Source organism: Luteolibacter arcticus, from assembly GCF_025950235.1.
Classification (GTDB): domain Bacteria; phylum Verrucomicrobiota; class Verrucomicrobiia; order Verrucomicrobiales; family Akkermansiaceae; genus Haloferula; species Haloferula arctica.
This window is the reverse complement of sequence record NZ_JAPDDT010000018.1, coordinates 53,620-70,283: the sequence shown is the minus strand read 5'-3', so window position 1 is coordinate 70,283 and position 16,664 is coordinate 53,620. Positions and strand designations below refer to the sequence as shown.

Sequence of the window (16,664 nt, the reverse complement as noted above, 5' to 3'; positions counted from 1 at the left end):
GGCGGCGAACCCTGCAACACCATGAAACTTCCTACCCCAATCCTGGCTAGCGCTACTCTCAGCATCATCTCCGCGTTCCATGCGCACGCCCAGACCCACAGCGCCCACGAGCTAGAGGTCATCAACCAGCTCACGACGAAGCCGGCGGTCGCGTCGCTGCCGGTAGCCCAATTCCTCAGTGCTCCGGGCAACGAGGCGTTGAAGGCTTTCTTCCTCACTCCGGTGAAGAAAGAGGAAGCGACGCTGCTGAAAGGAAAGCGAATCGCCGTGCTGGCCTCCGACGGCTTCGAGGAAATCGAGCTCACCGGCCCCGCCTGGTATTTCCGGGCTCTCGGAGCCCAAGTGGACATCGTGGCCCCGAAATTCACCCCGGCCCCCGCGCGCTACGGCCTCAGCACGCCGGAGATGGCGAAGGACCACATCATGGCCATCCAGTATCTCAATCCGGTGGGCTGGCTGAAAGTGGACCGCACTGCCGACCAGATCCGAGTGGATGAATACGATGCGATCTTTATCCCCGGCGGGGCGTGGAACCCGGACAACCTCCGCTACGACAAGGACGTCATTCGTTTCATCCGGGAGTTCAACAAGACCGGCAAGCTCATCGCCGCCATCTGCCACGCGCCGGTGGTGCTCGCTTCGGCTGACATCCTCAAGGGCAAGAAGCTGACCGGGTACTGGAACATCCAGGTGGATCTCAAGAATGCGGGTGGCGAGGTGCTGGAGCAGCCGGTGGTGACCGATGGCAACCTGATCACCAGCCGACATCCGATCGACGTCGCCGATTTCTCAATCGCGGTGAAGGACTGGCTGATCGCCCGCTGATTGCGCACGGAACATTCAACCCCAACCGGACCCAAACCGATGACCGTGATGCTACTCCTATTCCTTTTCAGGAGATTCGGCTTGCGCCACAGCCTTGCGGCCTTGCTGCGGAAGGCCGCCGGGATCGTGATGGCCCTGCTTCTGTCGGGTGGCCTGCCGGTGAGAGCCCAGGATGCGGACACCGTGAAGAGGAAGGTTTTATTCGTGGTCACGAGCCACGATCAAAAAGGAAACACCGGCGAGAGAACCGGTTTCTATTTGTCCGAAGTATCCCACCCGTGGGCGATCTTGAAAGATGCCGGATATGACATCGACTTCGTAAGCCCCAAAGGCGGCAAGGCACCGGTGGAGGGTCTTGATCTAGATGACCCGGTGAACCATCGGTTCTGGAGCGATGCCACTTGCCGGCGCGAGATCGAAAGCACCCTGAAGCCATCGGACGTGCATCCCGAGGACTACGCTGCGATCCACTATGCCGGTGGTCACGGATCGATGTGGGATTTCGCCGACAACGCTGGTCTGGCGGCGATCGCGGCGAAGATCTACGAGAGCGGTGGAGTCGTCAGCGCGGTGTGCCACGGCCCGGCGGGATTGGTGAACGTCAAGCTCAGCAGCGGCGAGTATCTCGTCGATGGCAAGAAGGTCAGCGCCTTCACCAATGAAGAGGAAGCCGCGGTCAAGCTGGACCGGGTGGTTCCATTCCTGCTAGAGTCCAAGCTGATCGAGCGGGGAGCGATCTTCGAGAAAGCCGATCCCTGGCAGCCCCATGTGGCCAGCGATCAGCGGGTGGTGACCGGGCAGAATCCTCAATCCGCGGGAAGCGTCGGGAAAGCGCTGCTAGAGCAGCTTGGTCACCGTGATGTGGCCGGAAGACTCGTCCGCTATGACGTGAAGCCGGATGCCCGGGAAGCGTTTCAAAAAGCGCTGTCCGGGTATGTGTCCGAAGCCCTGGAGGATGGAGGCAACATTCAGGCGGAAGCCTATCACGAACGGGAAGAGCGGGACGTGCTGTGGCTGATCGAGCGGTGGAAGAACCGGAGCGAACTGGATCGCTTCCAGCAGAGCCCGCAAGCAATCGCGATCGAAGCTCTGAAAGCCGGGGCCCTGGCAAAACCGGCCGAGACGCATCATGTGACAGACCTGGAGCCTCTCTCGAAGGAGCACTGGCGACGCGCGCCGGGGAGCGGTGACAGGCCGATCACCATCATGCTGTTTGTCGATTCGAGGGAGGGGACGCAGGACGAGTTCAAGACAACGTATCACGCCGCGATGCCAGCGTTCCGGGGGCAACCGGGTGTGGTCACCTACCAGCTATCGCAGATCGGGAACGACGACACGAAGTTCGTGACCTTTGAAAAGTTCCGGAGCGACGAAGCTTTCGCCGCGCATCTGGAATTCCCCGCCACGAAACCGGTGGTCGAATACCTGCAGGCGAAAAGCAAGACGCAGCCTTTCCAGGACGGGCTTCACACGCTGATCGAGTTCGCCCCGCTCATCCGCGATGGAGGGAAGTGATCAGAGGCGGATTCAAACCAAGAAGAAACCGGAGCCATGGAATACAGGAAGCTAGGCAACAGCGACCTCAAGCTCTCGGTGGAAGTCATCCTGGATGCCACGAAGAGCGGTGTGAAGTAGCCCGCCGCACCGGGTGCCATGGGATCGCCGGAGATTATTCGCGTCCCGCTTGGCCATTCTTCCGCGAAATCTCGCTTAACCTGGTAGCGGCCATTCGCCCGGAGCCGCCGAACCACCAAATCTGACCGATCCATGGCCAAGCAACTCATCGTGAAATGGAAGATCAAGGAGCAGGAGATTCCGCGCGTCCTCGCCATGCTTCCCGAGCTCGCCGAGAAGACCCGGAACGAGGAAGGCAACCTGTCTTACGTGATCTACCAGAATGAGAGTGATCCCGGTCAGCTCGTCCTTCACGAGCGCTACGCCGACGCTGACGCCGTCGAAGCCCACCGCAAGTCCGACCACTACCAGAGGATCGTAGCGGCCGGCATCATCCCCCACCTCGAGAGCCGCGAGGTGATCGCGGTCAAGGTCCTGCTGTAAGCCGCATTTTTTTTCAACCCCCAACGACCCAGTCTGCCATGTCCAAGAAAATACTATTCATCGTGTCCAACGCCAATTCCATCGGGCCTAACAACCGGAGGACCGGCAATTTCCTGCCCGAAGTGGCGCATCCGTATGCCGAACTCGCGGGGGCCGGTTACCAGATCGACTTCGCCAGCTTGAGCGGCGACACCCCGTATCTGGACGCGCTCAATCTGGCCGACGATCCTGACAATCTCGCCTTTCTCATCGGGAAGGGCTGGGCCGACATGCAGAAGGCGAAGAAGCTGTCCGACGTGGATGCCAGCGGCTACGAGGCCATCTTCATGCCCGGCGGCCTCGCGCCGATGGTCGATATGCCGGAGGATCCGCTCCTCAAGAAGGTGATCAAGGAAACCTGGGAGCGCGGCGCAGTCGTGGGCGCCGTCTGCCACGGACCCGTATCGTTGCTGAACGTGAAGCTGAGCGACGGCACCTTCCTCCTCGAAGGGAAGAACGTCTCTTCCTTCACCAACGAGGAGGAGGAGAACTACGCGAAAGCCGACGTGCCATTCGAGCTGGAAACCGCGCTGAGGATCCAGGGTGCCATCTTCCACAAAACCGTACCGTGGGGTGACTTCAGCATCGCCGATGGGAGGCTGGTCACCGGCCAGAACCCTGCATCCGCCAAGGGTGTCGCCGAGAAGATGATTTTACTACTGCAATCCTAGTAACCGCGATCCAACGTACGAAACGAATCATTCCCATGAAAACCAAACTTCTGTGCAGGCTGGCCTTTGCCGCCCTGGCCGCTATCGCCACGCCCGTATCTTCCGGATCCGAGCCGAATCCGTCCCAGGTCCTGCATCGCACGGTGAAGATCGACGGCCTCGACATCTTCTACCGCGAGGCCGGTCCGAGGGAGGCGCCCGCCGTGCTCCTGTTGCACGGCTTTCCGACATCCTCCCACATGTTCCGGAATCTGATTCCCGCCCTGGCCGACAAGTACCACGTCGTCGCTCCGGACTATCCGGGCTACGGCTACAGCTCGGCTCCATCCGTGGCTGAATTCGACTACACCTTCGACAATCTCGCGAACGTCGTCGAGAAGCTCACGGAGCAGATCGGTCTGAAGGAATACTCCATCTACCTGATGGACTATGGCGCGCCGGTTGGATTCCGCCTGGCCGCGAAACATCCGGGGCGCGTCCGGACGCTCATCATCCAGAATGGCAATGCGTATGAGGAAGGCATCGACAACGATTTCTGGAAGCCCGTCAGAGCCTACTGGAAAGAGCGTAGCGAGGAGAACGGTGACAAGCTGCGACCGCTGCTGACGATCGATGGAACGAAGTGGCAATACACCACCGGCGTTCGCAATCCCGAAGCAATCAGTCCCGATACCTGGGGCCACGTTCAGCCGCTGCTCGACCGGCCCGGCAACCAGGAGATCCAGCTTGCCCTTTTCCACAGCTACGGGAGCAACCCGCCGCTCTACCCGAAGTGGCAGGAGTACTTCCGCAAGCACCAGCCGCCGACGCTGATCGTGTGGGGCAAGAACGACCAGATCTTCCCTGCGGCGGGGGCTCATCCCTACAAGCGCGACTTGAAGAACGTGGACTTCCACCTTTTCGACACCGGTCACTTTGCCTTGGAGGAGGACGGGGCGGAGATTGCCCGATTGATCCGGGGATTTCTCGACAAACACACCGGGAAGTAGAAGTCTCCACAGGATCGCGATGGCTCACCGTTTCCTCGATCTCGCCTTCACTCCCTCGGTGCTGGCCGCCCAGCAGCATTACTTCGGGCGCTCGCAGATCCTTCCGCCTGCTGCGGCCGACGATCCGCTCGGGCCGGAGGAGCAGGCGTTCATCGAATCGCGTGACAGTTTTTACATGGCAAGCGTCAGCGAAACCGGATGGCCTTACATGCAGCACCGCGGCGGTGCGGCGGGCTTTGTAAAGGTTACGGATCCGGCCAGCCTCGCTTTCGCCGACTACAAGGGTAACCGCCAGATGCTCACGACGGGGAACGTCGCCGCCAATGATCGCGTGTGCTTGTTCTTCATGGACTACCCGCGGCGCACGCGACTGAAGATCTACGGCCATGCCGAAGTCCTCGACGCGCGCGATCATGCGGCTCTCGTGGGGGAAATTGCCGATGCGGATGTCCACAAGATCACCGAGCGCATCGTCCGCGTCAGGGTCGTCAGCTTCGACTGGAACTGCCCCAAGTACATCACCCCGAGATTCACGGCGGCTGAAGTCGGGGAGGCCGTGAGCGTGCTCAAGGCGCGCATCGCGGAGCTGGAGGCCCGGCTCGAAATCCAGGACCGATGAACCTCCTCGCATTGCTTCACGGAGAATCGGCGGCGCGCTTGCTTCCCGTGGAAGGACTTCAAGCCGCGACATGCGCGAGCGAACGAACGAACCGCCGCCCGCGGGCGTGGCGCTCAGATTTCTTCCCCGAGGTCCCGGTAAAGCCAGGCGCGGGAGTAGTTCCAGTAGTTTTTCACCGTGGAAACCGAGATCCCGAGGAGCTGAGCGATCTCCTCGTGATTCATCCCCACGAAGAAGCGCAGCTTCACCACCTGCGCCTGGACCGGGTGCATCCCGGTAAAGCGATCCAGGGCCTCGTGCAGATCCAGCAACTGCTGGTCTGTCATCGGGGCAACGAGCTCGAACTCATCCGCATCCACCCGCTCCAGATTCCCCCCGTGCCGCCGGGTCAGCTTGCGGCGGGCACGGTCGATCAGGATGTGGCGCATCGCCTCGGCCGCGGCCGCGAAGAAGTGTCCGCGGTCTTCGAAGCTGGGCTGATTGGATCCCACCAGTTTCAGCCATGCCTCGTGGACGAGGGCGGTCGGTTGCAACGTCTGCCCCGGGGGCTGCTGTGCCATGCGGTACGCGGCGAGCTTGCGGAGCTCGTCATACACCGCCCGCAGCAATTCCTCTGCCGCCTGGGGACGTCCTTCCTGGACGGCGCTTAACATCACGGTGAAATCGCTCATGGATGCGGCTCGTCATTGCTTTAGCCATGCCAGCGGTTGAACGCAATCCCTCGCTGAGCCGGGCCGCTACTTTGGAGATCCGCCGTCGATCAGGGCCCGTGCTTCCTCCAGCAGCGCACGCGCGATCACCCAGTCCTCCCAGTTTCCCCGCAACTCGCCTGATTCCAGCTTCGACAGCTTCGTCTCAAAGGTGGTGGTGCCCTGCGCTAGCAGCCTCTTCGCTTCTTCCGGCTGGTTCATCCGCTGCAAGGCCATTGCCCCCACCGCCAATGCCTCCACTTCCGCTTCCTTGAAAGAGGATGGCACTGCCTTCCCGGCGAGATCGGCTGCGGCGGCGAAGTTCCCTTGGCGGAGATCCGCCAGGGCCTTGCACACTTGGAAGAAGGGCAGCGCGACATCGTTTCCGCCGCCTTTCAGCGCGAGATCCGCCATGCGGCCGACGGGTGCCAGGTCCTCCACCGCGCCTGGCAGGATCAGGCAGTCCTTCGCCATGCGGTCGGCGATGCGGGCATTCGTGGTCGCGGCAAATCGAACAACGATCTCCGGGCACAGATGCCGGTAGGCTTCGTGATCTCCCGCGGCGACCAGCAGCGGCGCCAGCTTGTGATAGCGCTCGTGGTTATCCGGCTGCATCTCGACCAGCTTGGCGGCATCCGCCACGGCTTCCTTCCAGCGCCCGGCTCGAGCCAGCAGGCTCGCCCGTGTTTCCAGCAGCGGGATGCATGCCGGAGTCGCCATGAACTCCGCGGTGAGTGCCTGATCGAGCACGGTCTTCGCCTCACCGGTCATTTTCTTCGCTAACAGCGCTTGGACCAGGGAAAGCGATGCATTGGCGGATGTCGGCCTGGCATCGTCCTTGCCGCTGCCGTTCTCGATGACTTCGCGATACAAGGGCTCCGCGCTGGCGAGGTCGCCTGCCTTCCGGTGCACTTCCGCCAGCTTGAGCGTCGCCTCCAAGCGGCCGGGATGATCCGGGTGGAAGCGCTTCCGGTAGAGGGCCACGGCTTCTCGCAGGAAACCCTTTTCCTCATCGGCCTTGCCCTGTGCGGAGGTCACCTTGGCGAGGTTCATCATCGTTCCCAATTGGATTGGGTGTTCGGCGCCATGCTTGCGGTGCATCATCTGGAGAGCCTCGCGATAGCTGCTCTCCGCTTCGGCATATTTTCCAGCGCCATGCAGGACGAGGCCCAAGCTGGTCAATGTATTGATGAGTTCGAGATCCTCCGGGGAATTGCGGGTTCGACGCGATTCGTAAACACGCCGCATGAGGGACTCAGCCTCCTCGTTCCGACCTTGGCGCGACCGCATGATGGCGAGGTACTCCATCGTGCGGATCTCTCCCTCTTTACCCTTCGGACCGAATTCCCGCCAGAGTTCATCCGCCGACTTGAAATATGCTTCGGCTTCCTCGAGGTCGCCGTTGCTCAGGGAGATGTAACCCAAGGCACTTTTCGCGCTTGCGGTCTCAAGGCGCTTCGGGCGGTCCGAGGCTTCATAGATTTCCAGCGCCCGCCGCAGCATTCGTTCGGCAGACCCGATGTCCCGGATCTCGAAATAGGAATTCCCCAGCAGCATCCTCAGCTTGGCCTCCACCTCGGGCTGGTCCTTCAGATTCTTCGAGATCTCCCCGTCGGTCCGGTCGAGAAGCTCGCGCAGTATCGTGGTGTCCCTCCCCAGCGCCATCGAAGGGGCCACGCTGCTCAGCATCTCGCCAAGCACCTCGTTCGCCCGGCTCGTCTTCTTTTCTTCCTCCTTGGCCTTGGTTCTCTCGCTTTCCGCCTGCTCGCGAGCCGTCCGTTCCCTCGCCAGCGAGAGCGACACGGTGGCGAGGCTCGTCACCAGCAGGAGCGCGATCACCGCGAGACTCCCGACCAGCAGCCGGTTGCGGGCCACCAGCTTGCCGACCTGATAGAGCCTGCTGGGCGGTCGTGCGGTGACCGGTTCGTTCGCGAGGTGGCGCTGCACGTCCAGTGCCAGCGCGTTGGCCGTGGGATAGCGCCGCGAGCGGTCCTTCTCGAGCGTTTTCATCACGATCCAATCGAGATCCCCCCGGATCAGCCGGGGCAGCCGCGGAGCTTCCACATGCCGCTGCTGCGACGACGTCCCGAGGCCCCCGGCGGTCAGGCTTTTCAGACGGATCGAGGGCCGCACGGGCAGCTTGTCGAGGATGTCGCGGCGGACTTCATCGAGCCCCGCCTTCTGGATCTCGCGAACCTCGAAGGGCATCGTGCCGGTCAGCAGCTCGTAGAGCAACACGCCCAGGCTGTAGATGTCGGTGCGGGTGTCCACGTCCAAATTCTTCAGGTCCGCCTGCTCGGGGCTCATGTATGCCGGCGTGCCCACCAACATCTCGAATGCCGTGAAAAAGGTCCTGTCCGTCAACTGCTGGCCGGCCGTCGCTTTCGCAATCCCGAAGTCGATCACCTTTGGCAACGGCTCCCCCTCCTGGGTCGTGCTGACCAGAATATTCGACGGTTTCAGGTCGCGATGGATGATGCCCTTCTGGTGCGCATGCTGGACCGCATGGCAGACCTGCACGAAGAGCTTCAGCCGCTCCTTCAGCGTCATTTTCCGATGATTGCAGTAGTCGGTAATTCTTTCGCCACGAACCAACTCCATGACGAAGTAGGGACGGCCCGCTTCCGTCGCGCCGGCGTCGAACACCTGGGCGATGTGCGGGTGCTCCATCATGGCAAGCGCCTGGCGCTCGGACTCGAACCGCGCGATCACGCTGCGGGTATCCATGCCGGGCTTCACGATCTTGAGGGCGACCTCCCGGCGCACCGGCTGCTCCTGCTCGGCGAGGAAGACCACGCCGCATCCGCCTTCCCCGATTTGCTGGATCAATTTGTACCGGCCGACTCGTTTGCCTGGGCCTTCGCCGATGGGCTCGGCGGCATGCAGCAGGCTCACCGGGGTCTGCAGGAAAGCGCCAGCGCTGTCGTGTGCCCGCAAAAGCTCTTCCATCCGGTGCCGCATGCCGGAGTCGCCCGAACATGCCTGGTCCAGGCACGCCGCGCGCTCGGCGGGGGTGCGCTCCAGCGCTTGATTGAAGAGCTCGATGACTTCATCTGGAGAAAAGTTCATCGCAATGGGGAAGTCTTCCCCCATTTCGCGTTCGATCACAAATCCAAAACGGCAGCGGACTCCCCTTTGTAGGCCTCAGGCATGCCCGGGCGGGGCAGGGAGATGCGGCGTAGAGCGCTGCGCTGTGATCGTTGGCCCAGCCAAATGGGGTGTTCTTGAGGCACCCCTTGCTTCGGATGCCGCACACGGAGTGGACGGACCACTTTATCCCAACGCCTCCAACTCCTCCCACCGCTTGTAAAGCCGCGCCACCTTCGCCTTTGCCTCATCCAGCTTCGCCACGGTCCCCGGGATCTCCTCGTAGTTCTTCTGGAACTCCGGGTCGCTCAGCTTCGCTTCCAATTGCGCGACCTTCTCCTCCGCATTGAGAAGCGTCTCTTCCATCCCTTCCAATTCGTTTCGCTCTGCCAAGGTCAGCTTGCGCGCCTTGGTCGTCGCAGGGGCCGTCGCCGCCTTTTGCCGCGCCGCCGCATCGCGGGCCGCCGCCTGTGCGTGCATCCGCTCGACCTGCTCGCGAGCCTGGCGCTTCTCCAGATAGTAAGAGTAGTTCCCCGGCTGCACCCTCACGCCGCCATCCTCAAACGCGATGACCTGGTCGCAGATGCGGTCGAGGAAATAGCGATCGTGCGAAACCACCAGCACCGAGCCATCGAAGTCCGCCAGCGCTTCCTCAAGCATCCGAAGCGATGGGAGATCGAGGTCGTTCGTCGGTTCGTCCAGCACCAGCAGATTGCCGCCGGTCTTGAGCACCTTCGCCAACATCAGTCGCGCGCGCTCGCCACCGGACAGCAAATCGACACGCTCATTGATCCGCCGGTCATCGAACAAGAAGCGCCGCAGGTAAGCCCGTGCGCCCAGCATCTGGTCGCCGAATTGCAGCTTCTCATTCCCATCCGAAATCTCGTCTAACAGGGAACCCTTGGCATCGAGCGCCATCCGGGTCTGGTCGATGTAGTTGATCCGCACCTTCTTGCCGATGGTCGCCGTGCCCTCGCTCGGGTCCATCTGGCCGAGGCAGACCTTGAGCAGGGTCGTCTTGCCCACGCCGTTGCGACCCACGATGCCGGTGCACTGGCCAGCCTCCAGCTTGAGATTCAGATGGCGGAAGAGCCAGCGCGGGGAGGCCTCCGTGCCCACGTTCACGCCCGCGCTTTCCAGATCTACCACGGTATTGCCCAGCTCCGGCGGCGGTGGGATGAGAAGATCCATCTCGCGCTCCTCCGGCGGAGCCTCCATGCCCTCGATCTCGTAGAATTGATCCATCCGATGCCGCGACTTCGTGCCGCGCGCCTTCACTCCCGAGCGCACCCAGTCCAGCTCCTCGCGCAGGAAGCGCTGGCGGCGGCGCTCCGTCTGCTCCGCGATCTGCTGGCGCACCGCCTTCGATTCCAGATACGCCGTGTAGTTGCCCGGATGCGAATACGCCTTGCCGTTGTCGATCTCGATGATGCGCGTCGCGATCACATCGAGGAAATAGCGATCGTGCGTCACGAAGATCACCGCGCCCGCATAGGTCCTGAGGAAGTCTTCCAGCCAGCGGATCGAGTCGGCATCCAGGTGGTTCGTCGGCTCGTCTAACAAAAGCAAGTCAGGCTGCGATGCCAGCGACCGGCACAATGCCACGCGGCGCTTCTCACCCCCGGACAGCGGACCCACGGTCGCCTCCAGCGGCGGCGTGCCCAGTGCGGTCGCCATCGCCTTGATCCGCGCATCGAGATTCCAGCCATCCGCGTGATCGATCAGGTGGAGCAAGTCGGACAGCTCCGCCTCCGAGCCATCGCCCTCCTCGTAGCGGCGGATCGCCTCGACCACATCCGCGGCCCCGGCAGCGATGTTTTCCTGCACGCTCAACTCCAGATCGAGCTCGAACTCCTGCGGCAAATAGCCGATCCGCAACGACCGCCGCAGCGAGATCTCCCCGGAGTCCGCCTGCTGCGAGCGGGTCAGGATCTTCAGAAGGGAAGTCTTGCCACAGCCATTCCGCCCCACCAGCCCGACTTTCTCCCCGGCGGAAACGGCAAGCGTCACGCCATCCAGCAGCGTCTGGTAGCCGTAGGAAAGGCGGAGTTCATTGGCGGAAAGCAGTGCGGACATGACCGCGGGGATGACGGTCCATCCCCGCCAGAAAGGCAAGGGGGAAGCGGCGGGCTTGCCACGCGAAACCACGGCGGCGGAAATTGGGCCTGAAACGCGGACGGGACACCATCAGCGGCCCTCCCGAAGGTCGCGGATGGCTTCGTCTGCCAAGTCGTCAAGCCGCCCTGCGGCCACATCGGCCTCGATTTGTTTGTCCCAGGCCTCCGCGTCGAACCCGTCGAACCAGTCGCGAAAAGCGGCAAGCTCGGAACGGGAGAGCTTTTCCACCGCGGCCTCGATTTCGTGAACGCTACTCACGTCCGCACCATAGTATCTCCGAAAATCCGGGCAAGGCTGAGTCGGAGGGCTCTAATGGTATTGTTCAAACAGTAAGACCTGGTCCTGCGTCGCGGTCTCGACCCATTCGGAAACGATATAGCACATCGAGTCCGGGAAATCATGCAGCGGACGCTGGTTGCCCGGTTCCGCGGCATGAATGCGAGCGTGCTGACGCCAGAACCCGTAGTCGCCCCGCGGATACCATCTCAATTCCGCCGCGAGCTGGGCTTCCACGAGTCGCAGGTCGGGAAAGGTCTTCAACAAGGACTCCACCTCACTGCCCGTCAGGTGGCGGAGGCGGACATGCCCGGTCCGGCCCGCGATCGTCCAAAGTTCTTCAAGGGGCATTTTCCCGACGAGTCGCATCCAGGATGCGGTCGGAATTGATTTGGTGGCATTCCGCTTCATCAGATGATAGAAAATATCATGTCGCCTGCCTCAAAAGACAACAGGTCATTCGTTGGATGCATCGAGGTGAGGCCGTTGGATGGATGCCAGCTCGCCCCGCAGGAATATGCAGGTGCGGCAGTCAGGTGTTACATCCACGCGCTTTCCCTTGAGGAGGCGATGATTCGGATGAATGAAGGTCTAGCCGAGGAGTTCATGGAGTTGGTGAAAATCGACTTCTTTGTCGATGAGGAGTCAGTTGAGTGGGAGAACCCGGATGACCCGACGGGCATCAAATTGAGTGATGAAGCAAGGGCCACGGGCGACGTGATTTTTGGTGAGTTTCGTGGATGGGGCCACGACGAGGCAGAGTGATGTTCCCTGAGCGTTTGCAACGCATTGCCCGACAGCGGATTTCCTTCTAGCATCAAGGTTGGTCCGTCGGATGCTCCCTGAAAAAGGGTTGCCCGCCGTGCGGGTGGCAGCTACCGGCCCGCCGGATTTCAATCTCTCCAACCAATCGCCCACCACCATGCCCGTTCTCGTAGGTAAGAAAGCCCCGTCATTCACCGCCAAGGCCGTCGCCGGAAACGCCATCATCGAGGACTTCTCCCTCGATCAATTCCTCGGCAAAAAGTACGTGGTCTTCTTCTTCTACCCGAAGGACTTCACCTTCGTCTGCCCGACCGAGCTCCATCGCTTCCAGGAAGAACTCGCCGAGTTCGAGTCCCGCAACGTCGCGGTCGTCGGTTGCTCGACCGACTCCGAATTTTCCCACTGGGCATGGCTCCAGACGCCGAAGGCCAAGGGTGGCATCGAGGGCGTGACCTACCCGCTCGTCGCCGATGTGAACAAGACCATCTCCGACTCCTACGACGTCCTCGCCGGCGACTACGACATCGATGAGAACGGCAACCTCGTCGTGCGCGGCGAGCTTGTCGCCTATCGCGGCCTCTTCCTCATCGATAAGGAAGGCATCGTCCGCCATCAGGTCGTCAATGACATGCCGCTTGGCCGCTCGATCCGCGAGGCGCTGCGCCTCGTGGATGCACTCCAGCACTTCGAGCAATTCGGTGAAGTCTGCCCGATGGACTGGAACCGCGGCGACAAGGCGATGACGCCGGATCACCAGGGCGTGTCCGACTACCTCGCGATCGCGAACTGAGCTTATCCGATCTCTTTGCCAAGCAAGCGCGGCTGCGGGGAAATCCGCAGCCGCGCTTTTTTGTGTGCCAGTGGTCCGCAAAGTGGTCCTCACTCTACGGGTGCGGTCGAAGCCGCTCTAACAGCTGTCGGAGATCCCCGGAGCACCCCGGAGCACCCCATGCTCCCGCTTCGCCCTGACACCTCCGCGCCATGAAAGCCGCAGGCCCTTGGACTGCTGCGGTCATCCGCAGCTCTCGAATGCATCGCCAAGCCCGCATCCCTTCAAAGACCGCATCGATCCCAAACGCCCGCTTCCCTCCGCCGAAGCAGCCCGCCGCACCCTTCACTCAAAAGCTGCGGATGACCGCAGCAGTCCAAAGGCGGCTGCGCCGCGTCTATCGCGCGGGCCATTTCCCATAGGCAATGTTCCCCCTAGCCGCGGACCCCTTTTTCACTCTCCATTCATCCCTGATTCACGTTGGCGGTTTTACCTCCATACGTGATCCGCCGCCTGCTGCAGCCGCAAGCCGACCTGCTCGATGATCCCACGCCGGGAAAAATCGCGCGCATTGCCGGCATCGCGGCACTCGCGCTGGCGGCCTATGGCTTCACCACTGGCTACTGGCGCTCGCCGCTCATGGGCGTCTATGTGGCGCTGAAGATGCCGCTGCTGGTCGCCTGCACGCTGTGCTGCAATGGCATGCTCAATGGCCTGCTCGGCGTGCTGCTCGGCGGACTTGGTTTCCGTCAATCGCTGCTCGCCTTGCTCAGTGCCTTCGCCGTCTCCGCGCTGCTGCTTGGCTCGCTGGCTCCGGTCACGCTGCTGCTTGCGCTGGATGCCCCGCCACCCGATTCGCCACAGGCGGCTTCCGCCCATGCCGGCTACCTTTTGTTTCACGTCTTCCTCGTCGCCGTGGCGGGCATCGCCGGCACGCTCACGCTCTACCGCATTCTGCGCCAACGCTGCCCATCGCCGGGCGTCGCCACCATCACCATGCTAGCGTGGCTGGCGGGCAATGGATTCCTCGGCGCCCAATTCTCCTGGATCCTGCGGCCCTTCTTCGGCACGCCGGGCCTGAAGGTGGCCTTCTTCCGCCCGGATCCCATGCGCGACAGCTTCTACGGCGCCGTGTGGCGCTCGCTCAATCGAAGCACCGATGGCAATGCCGCCTTCGCCGTCGCGGGTCTCGTCCTTGGCCTCGCCGTCATCGCCTGGCCGGTGGTCCGCACTCTCTTTCCCCGAACTCAACTCGTAAGACCATGAACCAAGACACCCCGAATCCGACCCCATCATTCACACCGGCCCCGCCGCCATCGCCCTATGGGCCGCAAGCCCAGGCGCCGGCCCCGCGAGTCGAGCCCCCGCTGCCGGAAACGCTCAACCTTCGCACGCTCTTCGAGGCCCTGCTGCGCAGCCCGCGCGCGCTGGTCCGCCGCCTCGCCGATCCGGGCCATGGTGCGCTCCTGCCCTTTCTCGGCATCGCGATTCTCTCGCTGCTCGTCTTCGGCGCGGTGCTCGGCAGCTTCGCGATGGGCACCCAGATGTGGGCCGCCCCGCTGAAGATCACCGTGGGCCTGCTGATCGCCGGGGTGATCTGCTTTCCCAGCCTCTACATCTTCTCCTGTCTCGCCGGTTCGCAGGCCGGTGCCTCGCAACTCGCCGCCACCTTCGCCGGCATGATGGCTTTGGCCGGGCTGCTGCTGTTAGGCTTCGCTCCCGCGGTGTGGATCTTCACCCAGGCGACGAATTCGCTCGGCTTCATGGGCGTGCTGGCGCTGGCGTCGTGGTTCATCGCGCTCATCTTCGGCTTCCGTTTCCTGAAGGATGCCGTCGGCTCCACCGGGGCCATTTCGAAAGGGCCGGTCACGGTGTGGAGCATTATCTTCCTGCTCGTGACGCTGCAGATGACCACGTCGCTGCGACCCATCCTCGGCCGGGAGTCTTGGCTGCTGACGGATGAGAAGAAATTCTTCATCCAGCACTGGATCGAGTCCGCCGGCAAGGAGCTCCCCTCGAAGCCGAAACCCGCCACTGCTGACGCGACACCCCAATGAAATCCTCGCGCGTGAAACGGCAGCCCCCCGCAGCACCCGCCAAGTCCGCCCGCAAGCCGCGGCCCAAGTCACCCGCCGTGACCGACGCCCCGCGCGACCGCCTCTTCGAGGCATTGCGGGAGGAGCTGGGGTTGTAGCGCCGGACTGGCTGTTAGGGCAGAGCGCACGCCCGTCTTCTCAATCAGGACCGGCGCCGTCCGCAGGCTTCATCGCATCTGCTGGAACGATGGCGAGGGATCGGGCGATCCGGCGTTGCCGGTGATACCTTGCCAGCCAGGGAAGCTGCCAAACGCCAAGATAAACCAACACGAGAAGCCAGTAGGGGATCTCAAGCTGGTGCCACGGGCGGCTGGAGGAAGTCGTGCGGTTCGAGAGGTAGTAGGGAAGGGGAAACCATTCCGTGGATGCCCTGGGTGAGCGGGGAAGCAATTTGAAATCAAACGTCCTCGCTGGCGTGATGTGACTGCGCGGTGCCTCCCGCCATGTTGCACCCGCAGCGGACCCCTCATTCTGAATTAGCCCCGAGTATCCGCCGATCTCGAAATTCAGATTGGCAACCCGCTGCATGGAAAAGACCCACCCCCAGAGAAGGAAGATCAATCCCGGCAGGGCGAACCAGAGCGCGGGTGAACGATACCAAGGACGGGGCGTGGCTGCCATGAACGTGGCAAGGCTGCATGGCACCGGGCCTCTTTGAAAGGAGCGAATCCGGGATGGCGGCCGGCGCGTCAGCGGCAGCATTACACGGCGCGATGGCTCAGGCGCGCGTGGGTGAAATGAACCCGCAGGTGGCGGAACCGATGCACTTGCAGGATTCTCGGACGGCCGTAAGCGTTGCTCAATCGGGCCAATGAAAGTCACGCTCCAATTCCGACTGATCGCGATGGCATTGGCCGCTGCTCCCGCCCTCTTCGGCCTCGGTAAGGATCAGGCAGAGGCATTGACCGGTGCGGTGCTCGCTTCCAGTGCGGGGTCACCGACCAGCGGAGGGAATTGAAGCTCCCTGTGGGGACGGATTACGGCTTCCGGGCTTCGTGGGACGACTTCGTCGGTCCGGCTGGGGACGGCGGGAAGGGGACTTGCAAGCGTCGATGTGAGACCTCCCTGCATCCCCGATCTTGAAAAAGATCCCCACCGCGCTATCCCTGCCGAGACCTGATTTGATGGAACTACCCACCTGCTCAAATGCCGACCGCCTGAAGGCCCTCTACCGCCACGGCATTCTCGACTCTCCGCGGGAAGAGGAGTTCGACAAGCTGGTGCGGCTCGTCAGCGAGATCTTCGACGTGCCCATCGCCGCGATCAGCTTTGTGGATGAGCAGCGCCAGTGGTTCAAGGCCGAGGTCGGCCTCTACTGCAAGGAGACCCCGCTCACTTGCTCCATCTGCGCGCATGCGGTGGAGTCGGGGAAGGACTTGTTCGTGGTGCGCGACGCGAGCTGCGACCTCCGCACCACGGTCAATGCCGCCGTCGCCGGATCGCCCCACATTCGCTTCTACGCGGGAGCCATCATGCGCTCGCGCGACGGCTACGCGCTCGGGACACTCCTCATCGTTGACCGCAAGCCCCGCGACCTCACCGATGTCGAAGGCAGGCTCCTCCAGACCCTCGCCCGGCAGGTCATGCTGATGCTTGAGAGCCGCATGGTGCCGGAGAATCGTTAGGCGAAGGGCGCTTCTATTTCGTAGCGGGACGACTTCGT

At 62.5% G+C, this 16,664-nt stretch carries 19 protein-coding genes; 13 read left to right on the top strand and 6 right to left on the bottom strand.

The features are described 5' to 3' along the window. Positions 1–21 precede the first annotated feature (21 nt). The 6 genes from OKA05_RS25220 (at position 22) to OKA05_RS25195 (ending at position 5,201) form a co-directional block, all read left to right on the top strand. Positions 22–825, top strand: coding sequence for a DJ-1/PfpI/YhbO family deglycase/protease (locus tag OKA05_RS25220; RefSeq protein ID WP_264489988.1), 804 nt, complete (start codon positions 22–24; stop codon positions 823–825). Between the two features lie 48 nt (positions 826–873). Next, on the top strand, positions 874–2,340 hold the full coding sequence (locus OKA05_RS25215; protein ID WP_264489987.1) for an antibiotic biosynthesis monooxygenase: 1,467 nt from the start codon (positions 874–876) through the stop codon (positions 2,338–2,340). A gap of 252 nt (positions 2,341–2,592) precedes the next feature. After that, positions 2,593–2,883, top strand: coding sequence for a putative quinol monooxygenase (locus tag OKA05_RS25210; RefSeq protein WP_264489986.1), 291 nt, complete (start codon positions 2,593–2,595; stop codon positions 2,881–2,883). A gap of 38 nt (positions 2,884–2,921) precedes the next feature. After that, entirely contained in the window at positions 2,922–3,593 is a 672-nt protein-coding gene (locus OKA05_RS25205) for a type 1 glutamine amidotransferase domain-containing protein (RefSeq protein ID WP_264489985.1), read from the top strand. Positions 3,594–3,628: 35 nt separating this feature from the next. Then, the gene (locus tag OKA05_RS25200) at positions 3,629–4,582 is read left to right on the top strand and encodes an alpha/beta fold hydrolase (protein WP_264489984.1); all 954 of its coding nucleotides are present in this window, start codon (positions 3,629–3,631) and stop codon (positions 4,580–4,582) included. 19 nt (positions 4,583–4,601) lie between these two features. Further along, complete coding sequence (locus OKA05_RS25195; protein ID WP_264489983.1) at positions 4,602–5,201, top strand: pyridoxamine 5'-phosphate oxidase family protein; 600 nt, start codon at positions 4,602–4,604, stop codon at positions 5,199–5,201. 113 nt (positions 5,202–5,314) lie between these two features. Here the strand turns inward: OKA05_RS25195 and OKA05_RS25190 are convergent, their stop codons facing one another. The 5 genes from OKA05_RS25190 to OKA05_RS25170 form a co-directional block, all read right to left on the bottom strand. Next, complete coding sequence (locus OKA05_RS25190) at positions 5,315–5,872, bottom strand: sigma-70 family RNA polymerase sigma factor (RefSeq protein ID WP_264489982.1); 558 nt, start codon at positions 5,870–5,872, stop codon at positions 5,315–5,317. A 66-nt stretch (positions 5,873–5,938) separates the two neighbouring features. Next, on the bottom strand, positions 5,939–8,959 hold the full coding sequence (locus OKA05_RS25185) for a serine/threonine-protein kinase (protein ID WP_264489981.1): 3,021 nt from the start codon (positions 8,957–8,959) through the stop codon (positions 5,939–5,941). 204 nt (positions 8,960–9,163) lie between these two features. Then, positions 9,164–11,053 (bottom strand): ABC-F family ATP-binding cassette domain-containing protein, encoded by a 1,890-nt coding sequence (locus OKA05_RS25180; RefSeq protein ID WP_264489980.1) that lies wholly within the window; start codon positions 11,051–11,053, stop codon positions 9,164–9,166. A gap of 111 nt (positions 11,054–11,164) precedes the next feature. Next, positions 11,165–11,353, bottom strand: a complete 189-nt coding sequence (locus OKA05_RS25175; protein ID WP_264489979.1) for a hypothetical protein — start codon at positions 11,351–11,353, stop codon at positions 11,165–11,167. 51 nt (positions 11,354–11,404) lie between these two features. Then, positions 11,405–11,722, bottom strand: coding sequence for a hypothetical protein (locus OKA05_RS25170; protein ID WP_264489978.1), 318 nt, complete (start codon positions 11,720–11,722; stop codon positions 11,405–11,407). Between the two features lie 78 nt (positions 11,723–11,800). Between OKA05_RS25170 and OKA05_RS25165 the strand changes: the two genes are divergently transcribed. The 5 genes from OKA05_RS25165 (at position 11,801) to OKA05_RS25145 (ending at position 15,099) form a co-directional block, all read left to right on the top strand. Next, a complete protein-coding gene (locus OKA05_RS25165; protein WP_264489977.1) occupies positions 11,801–12,136 on the top strand; it encodes a hypothetical protein in 336 nt (111 codons plus the stop codon). A gap of 157 nt (positions 12,137–12,293) precedes the next feature. Then, a complete protein-coding gene (locus tag OKA05_RS25160) occupies positions 12,294–12,926 on the top strand; it encodes a peroxiredoxin (RefSeq protein ID WP_343226998.1) in 633 nt (210 codons plus the stop codon). Between the two features lie 480 nt (positions 12,927–13,406). Then, positions 13,407–14,171 carry a hypothetical protein gene (locus tag OKA05_RS25155; RefSeq protein ID WP_264489975.1) on the top strand — a complete coding sequence of 255 codons (765 nt, stop codon included), beginning with the start codon at positions 13,407–13,409 and terminating at the stop codon, positions 14,169–14,171. Continuing rightward, the gene (locus OKA05_RS25150; RefSeq protein WP_264489974.1) at positions 14,168–14,962 is read left to right on the top strand and encodes a hypothetical protein; all 795 of its coding nucleotides are present in this window, start codon (positions 14,168–14,170) and stop codon (positions 14,960–14,962) included. The genes OKA05_RS25155 and OKA05_RS25150 overlap by 4 nt, the downstream gene beginning before the upstream one ends. Beyond that, the gene (locus tag OKA05_RS25145; RefSeq protein ID WP_264489973.1) at positions 14,959–15,099 is read left to right on the top strand and encodes a hypothetical protein; all 141 of its coding nucleotides are present in this window, start codon (positions 14,959–14,961) and stop codon (positions 15,097–15,099) included. Before OKA05_RS25150 ends, OKA05_RS25145 begins: the two co-directional genes overlap by 4 nt. Positions 15,100–15,139: 40 nt before the next feature. Here the strand turns inward: OKA05_RS25145 and OKA05_RS25140 are convergent, their stop codons facing one another. Then, the gene (locus OKA05_RS25140; protein ID WP_264489972.1) at positions 15,140–15,703 is read right to left on the bottom strand and encodes a hypothetical protein; all 564 of its coding nucleotides are present in this window, start codon (positions 15,701–15,703) and stop codon (positions 15,140–15,142) included. Positions 15,704–15,812: 109 nt separating this feature from the next. Between OKA05_RS25140 and OKA05_RS25135 the strand changes: the two genes are divergently transcribed. After that, the gene (locus OKA05_RS25135) at positions 15,813–15,959 is read left to right on the top strand and encodes a hypothetical protein (protein ID WP_264489971.1); all 147 of its coding nucleotides are present in this window, start codon (positions 15,813–15,815) and stop codon (positions 15,957–15,959) included. A 166-nt stretch (positions 15,960–16,125) separates the two neighbouring features. Further along, on the top strand, positions 16,126–16,626 hold the full coding sequence (locus tag OKA05_RS25130) for a GAF domain-containing protein (protein ID WP_264489970.1): 501 nt from the start codon (positions 16,126–16,128) through the stop codon (positions 16,624–16,626). Positions 16,627–16,664 lie beyond the last annotated feature (38 nt).

Bases quoted from the DNA above. Each gene is read 5' to 3' on its own strand.
- OKA05_RS25220 (WP_264489988.1), top strand. From the start codon at position 22: ATGAAACTTCCTACCCCAATCCTGGCTAGCGCTACTCTCAGCATCATC.
- OKA05_RS25215 (WP_264489987.1), top strand. From the start codon at position 874: ATGCTACTCCTATTCCTTTTCAGGAGATTCGGCTTGCGCCACAGCCTT.
- OKA05_RS25210 (WP_264489986.1), top strand. From the start codon at position 2,593: ATGGCCAAGCAACTCATCGTGAAATGGAAGATCAAGGAGCAGGAGATT.
- OKA05_RS25205 (WP_264489985.1), top strand. From the start codon at position 2,922: ATGTCCAAGAAAATACTATTCATCGTGTCCAACGCCAATTCCATCGGG.
- OKA05_RS25200 (WP_264489984.1), top strand. From the start codon at position 3,629: ATGAAAACCAAACTTCTGTGCAGGCTGGCCTTTGCCGCCCTGGCCGCT.
- OKA05_RS25195 (WP_264489983.1), top strand. From the start codon at position 4,602: ATGGCTCACCGTTTCCTCGATCTCGCCTTCACTCCCTCGGTGCTGGCC.
- OKA05_RS25190 (WP_264489982.1), bottom strand. From the start codon at position 5,872: ATGAGCGATTTCACCGTGATGTTAAGCGCCGTCCAGGAAGGACGTCCC.
- OKA05_RS25185 (WP_264489981.1), bottom strand. From the start codon at position 8,959: ATGAACTTTTCTCCAGATGAAGTCATCGAGCTCTTCAATCAAGCGCTG.
- OKA05_RS25180 (WP_264489980.1), bottom strand. From the start codon at position 11,053: ATGTCCGCACTGCTTTCCGCCAATGAACTCCGCCTTTCCTACGGCTAC.
- OKA05_RS25170 (WP_264489978.1), bottom strand. From the start codon at position 11,722: ATGCCCCTTGAAGAACTTTGGACGATCGCGGGCCGGACCGGGCATGTC.
- OKA05_RS25165 (WP_264489977.1), top strand. From the start codon at position 11,801: ATGTCGCCTGCCTCAAAAGACAACAGGTCATTCGTTGGATGCATCGAG.
- OKA05_RS25160 (WP_343226998.1), top strand. From the start codon at position 12,294: ATGCCCGTTCTCGTAGGTAAGAAAGCCCCGTCATTCACCGCCAAGGCC.
- OKA05_RS25150 (WP_264489974.1), top strand. From the start codon at position 14,168: ATGAACCAAGACACCCCGAATCCGACCCCATCATTCACACCGGCCCCG.
- OKA05_RS25145 (WP_264489973.1), top strand. From the start codon at position 14,959: ATGAAATCCTCGCGCGTGAAACGGCAGCCCCCCGCAGCACCCGCCAAG.
- OKA05_RS25140 (WP_264489972.1), bottom strand. From the start codon at position 15,703: ATGCTGCCGCTGACGCGCCGGCCGCCATCCCGGATTCGCTCCTTTCAA.
- OKA05_RS25135 (WP_264489971.1), top strand. From the start codon at position 15,813: ATGAAAGTCACGCTCCAATTCCGACTGATCGCGATGGCATTGGCCGCT.
- OKA05_RS25130 (WP_264489970.1), top strand. From the start codon at position 16,126: ATGGAACTACCCACCTGCTCAAATGCCGACCGCCTGAAGGCCCTCTAC.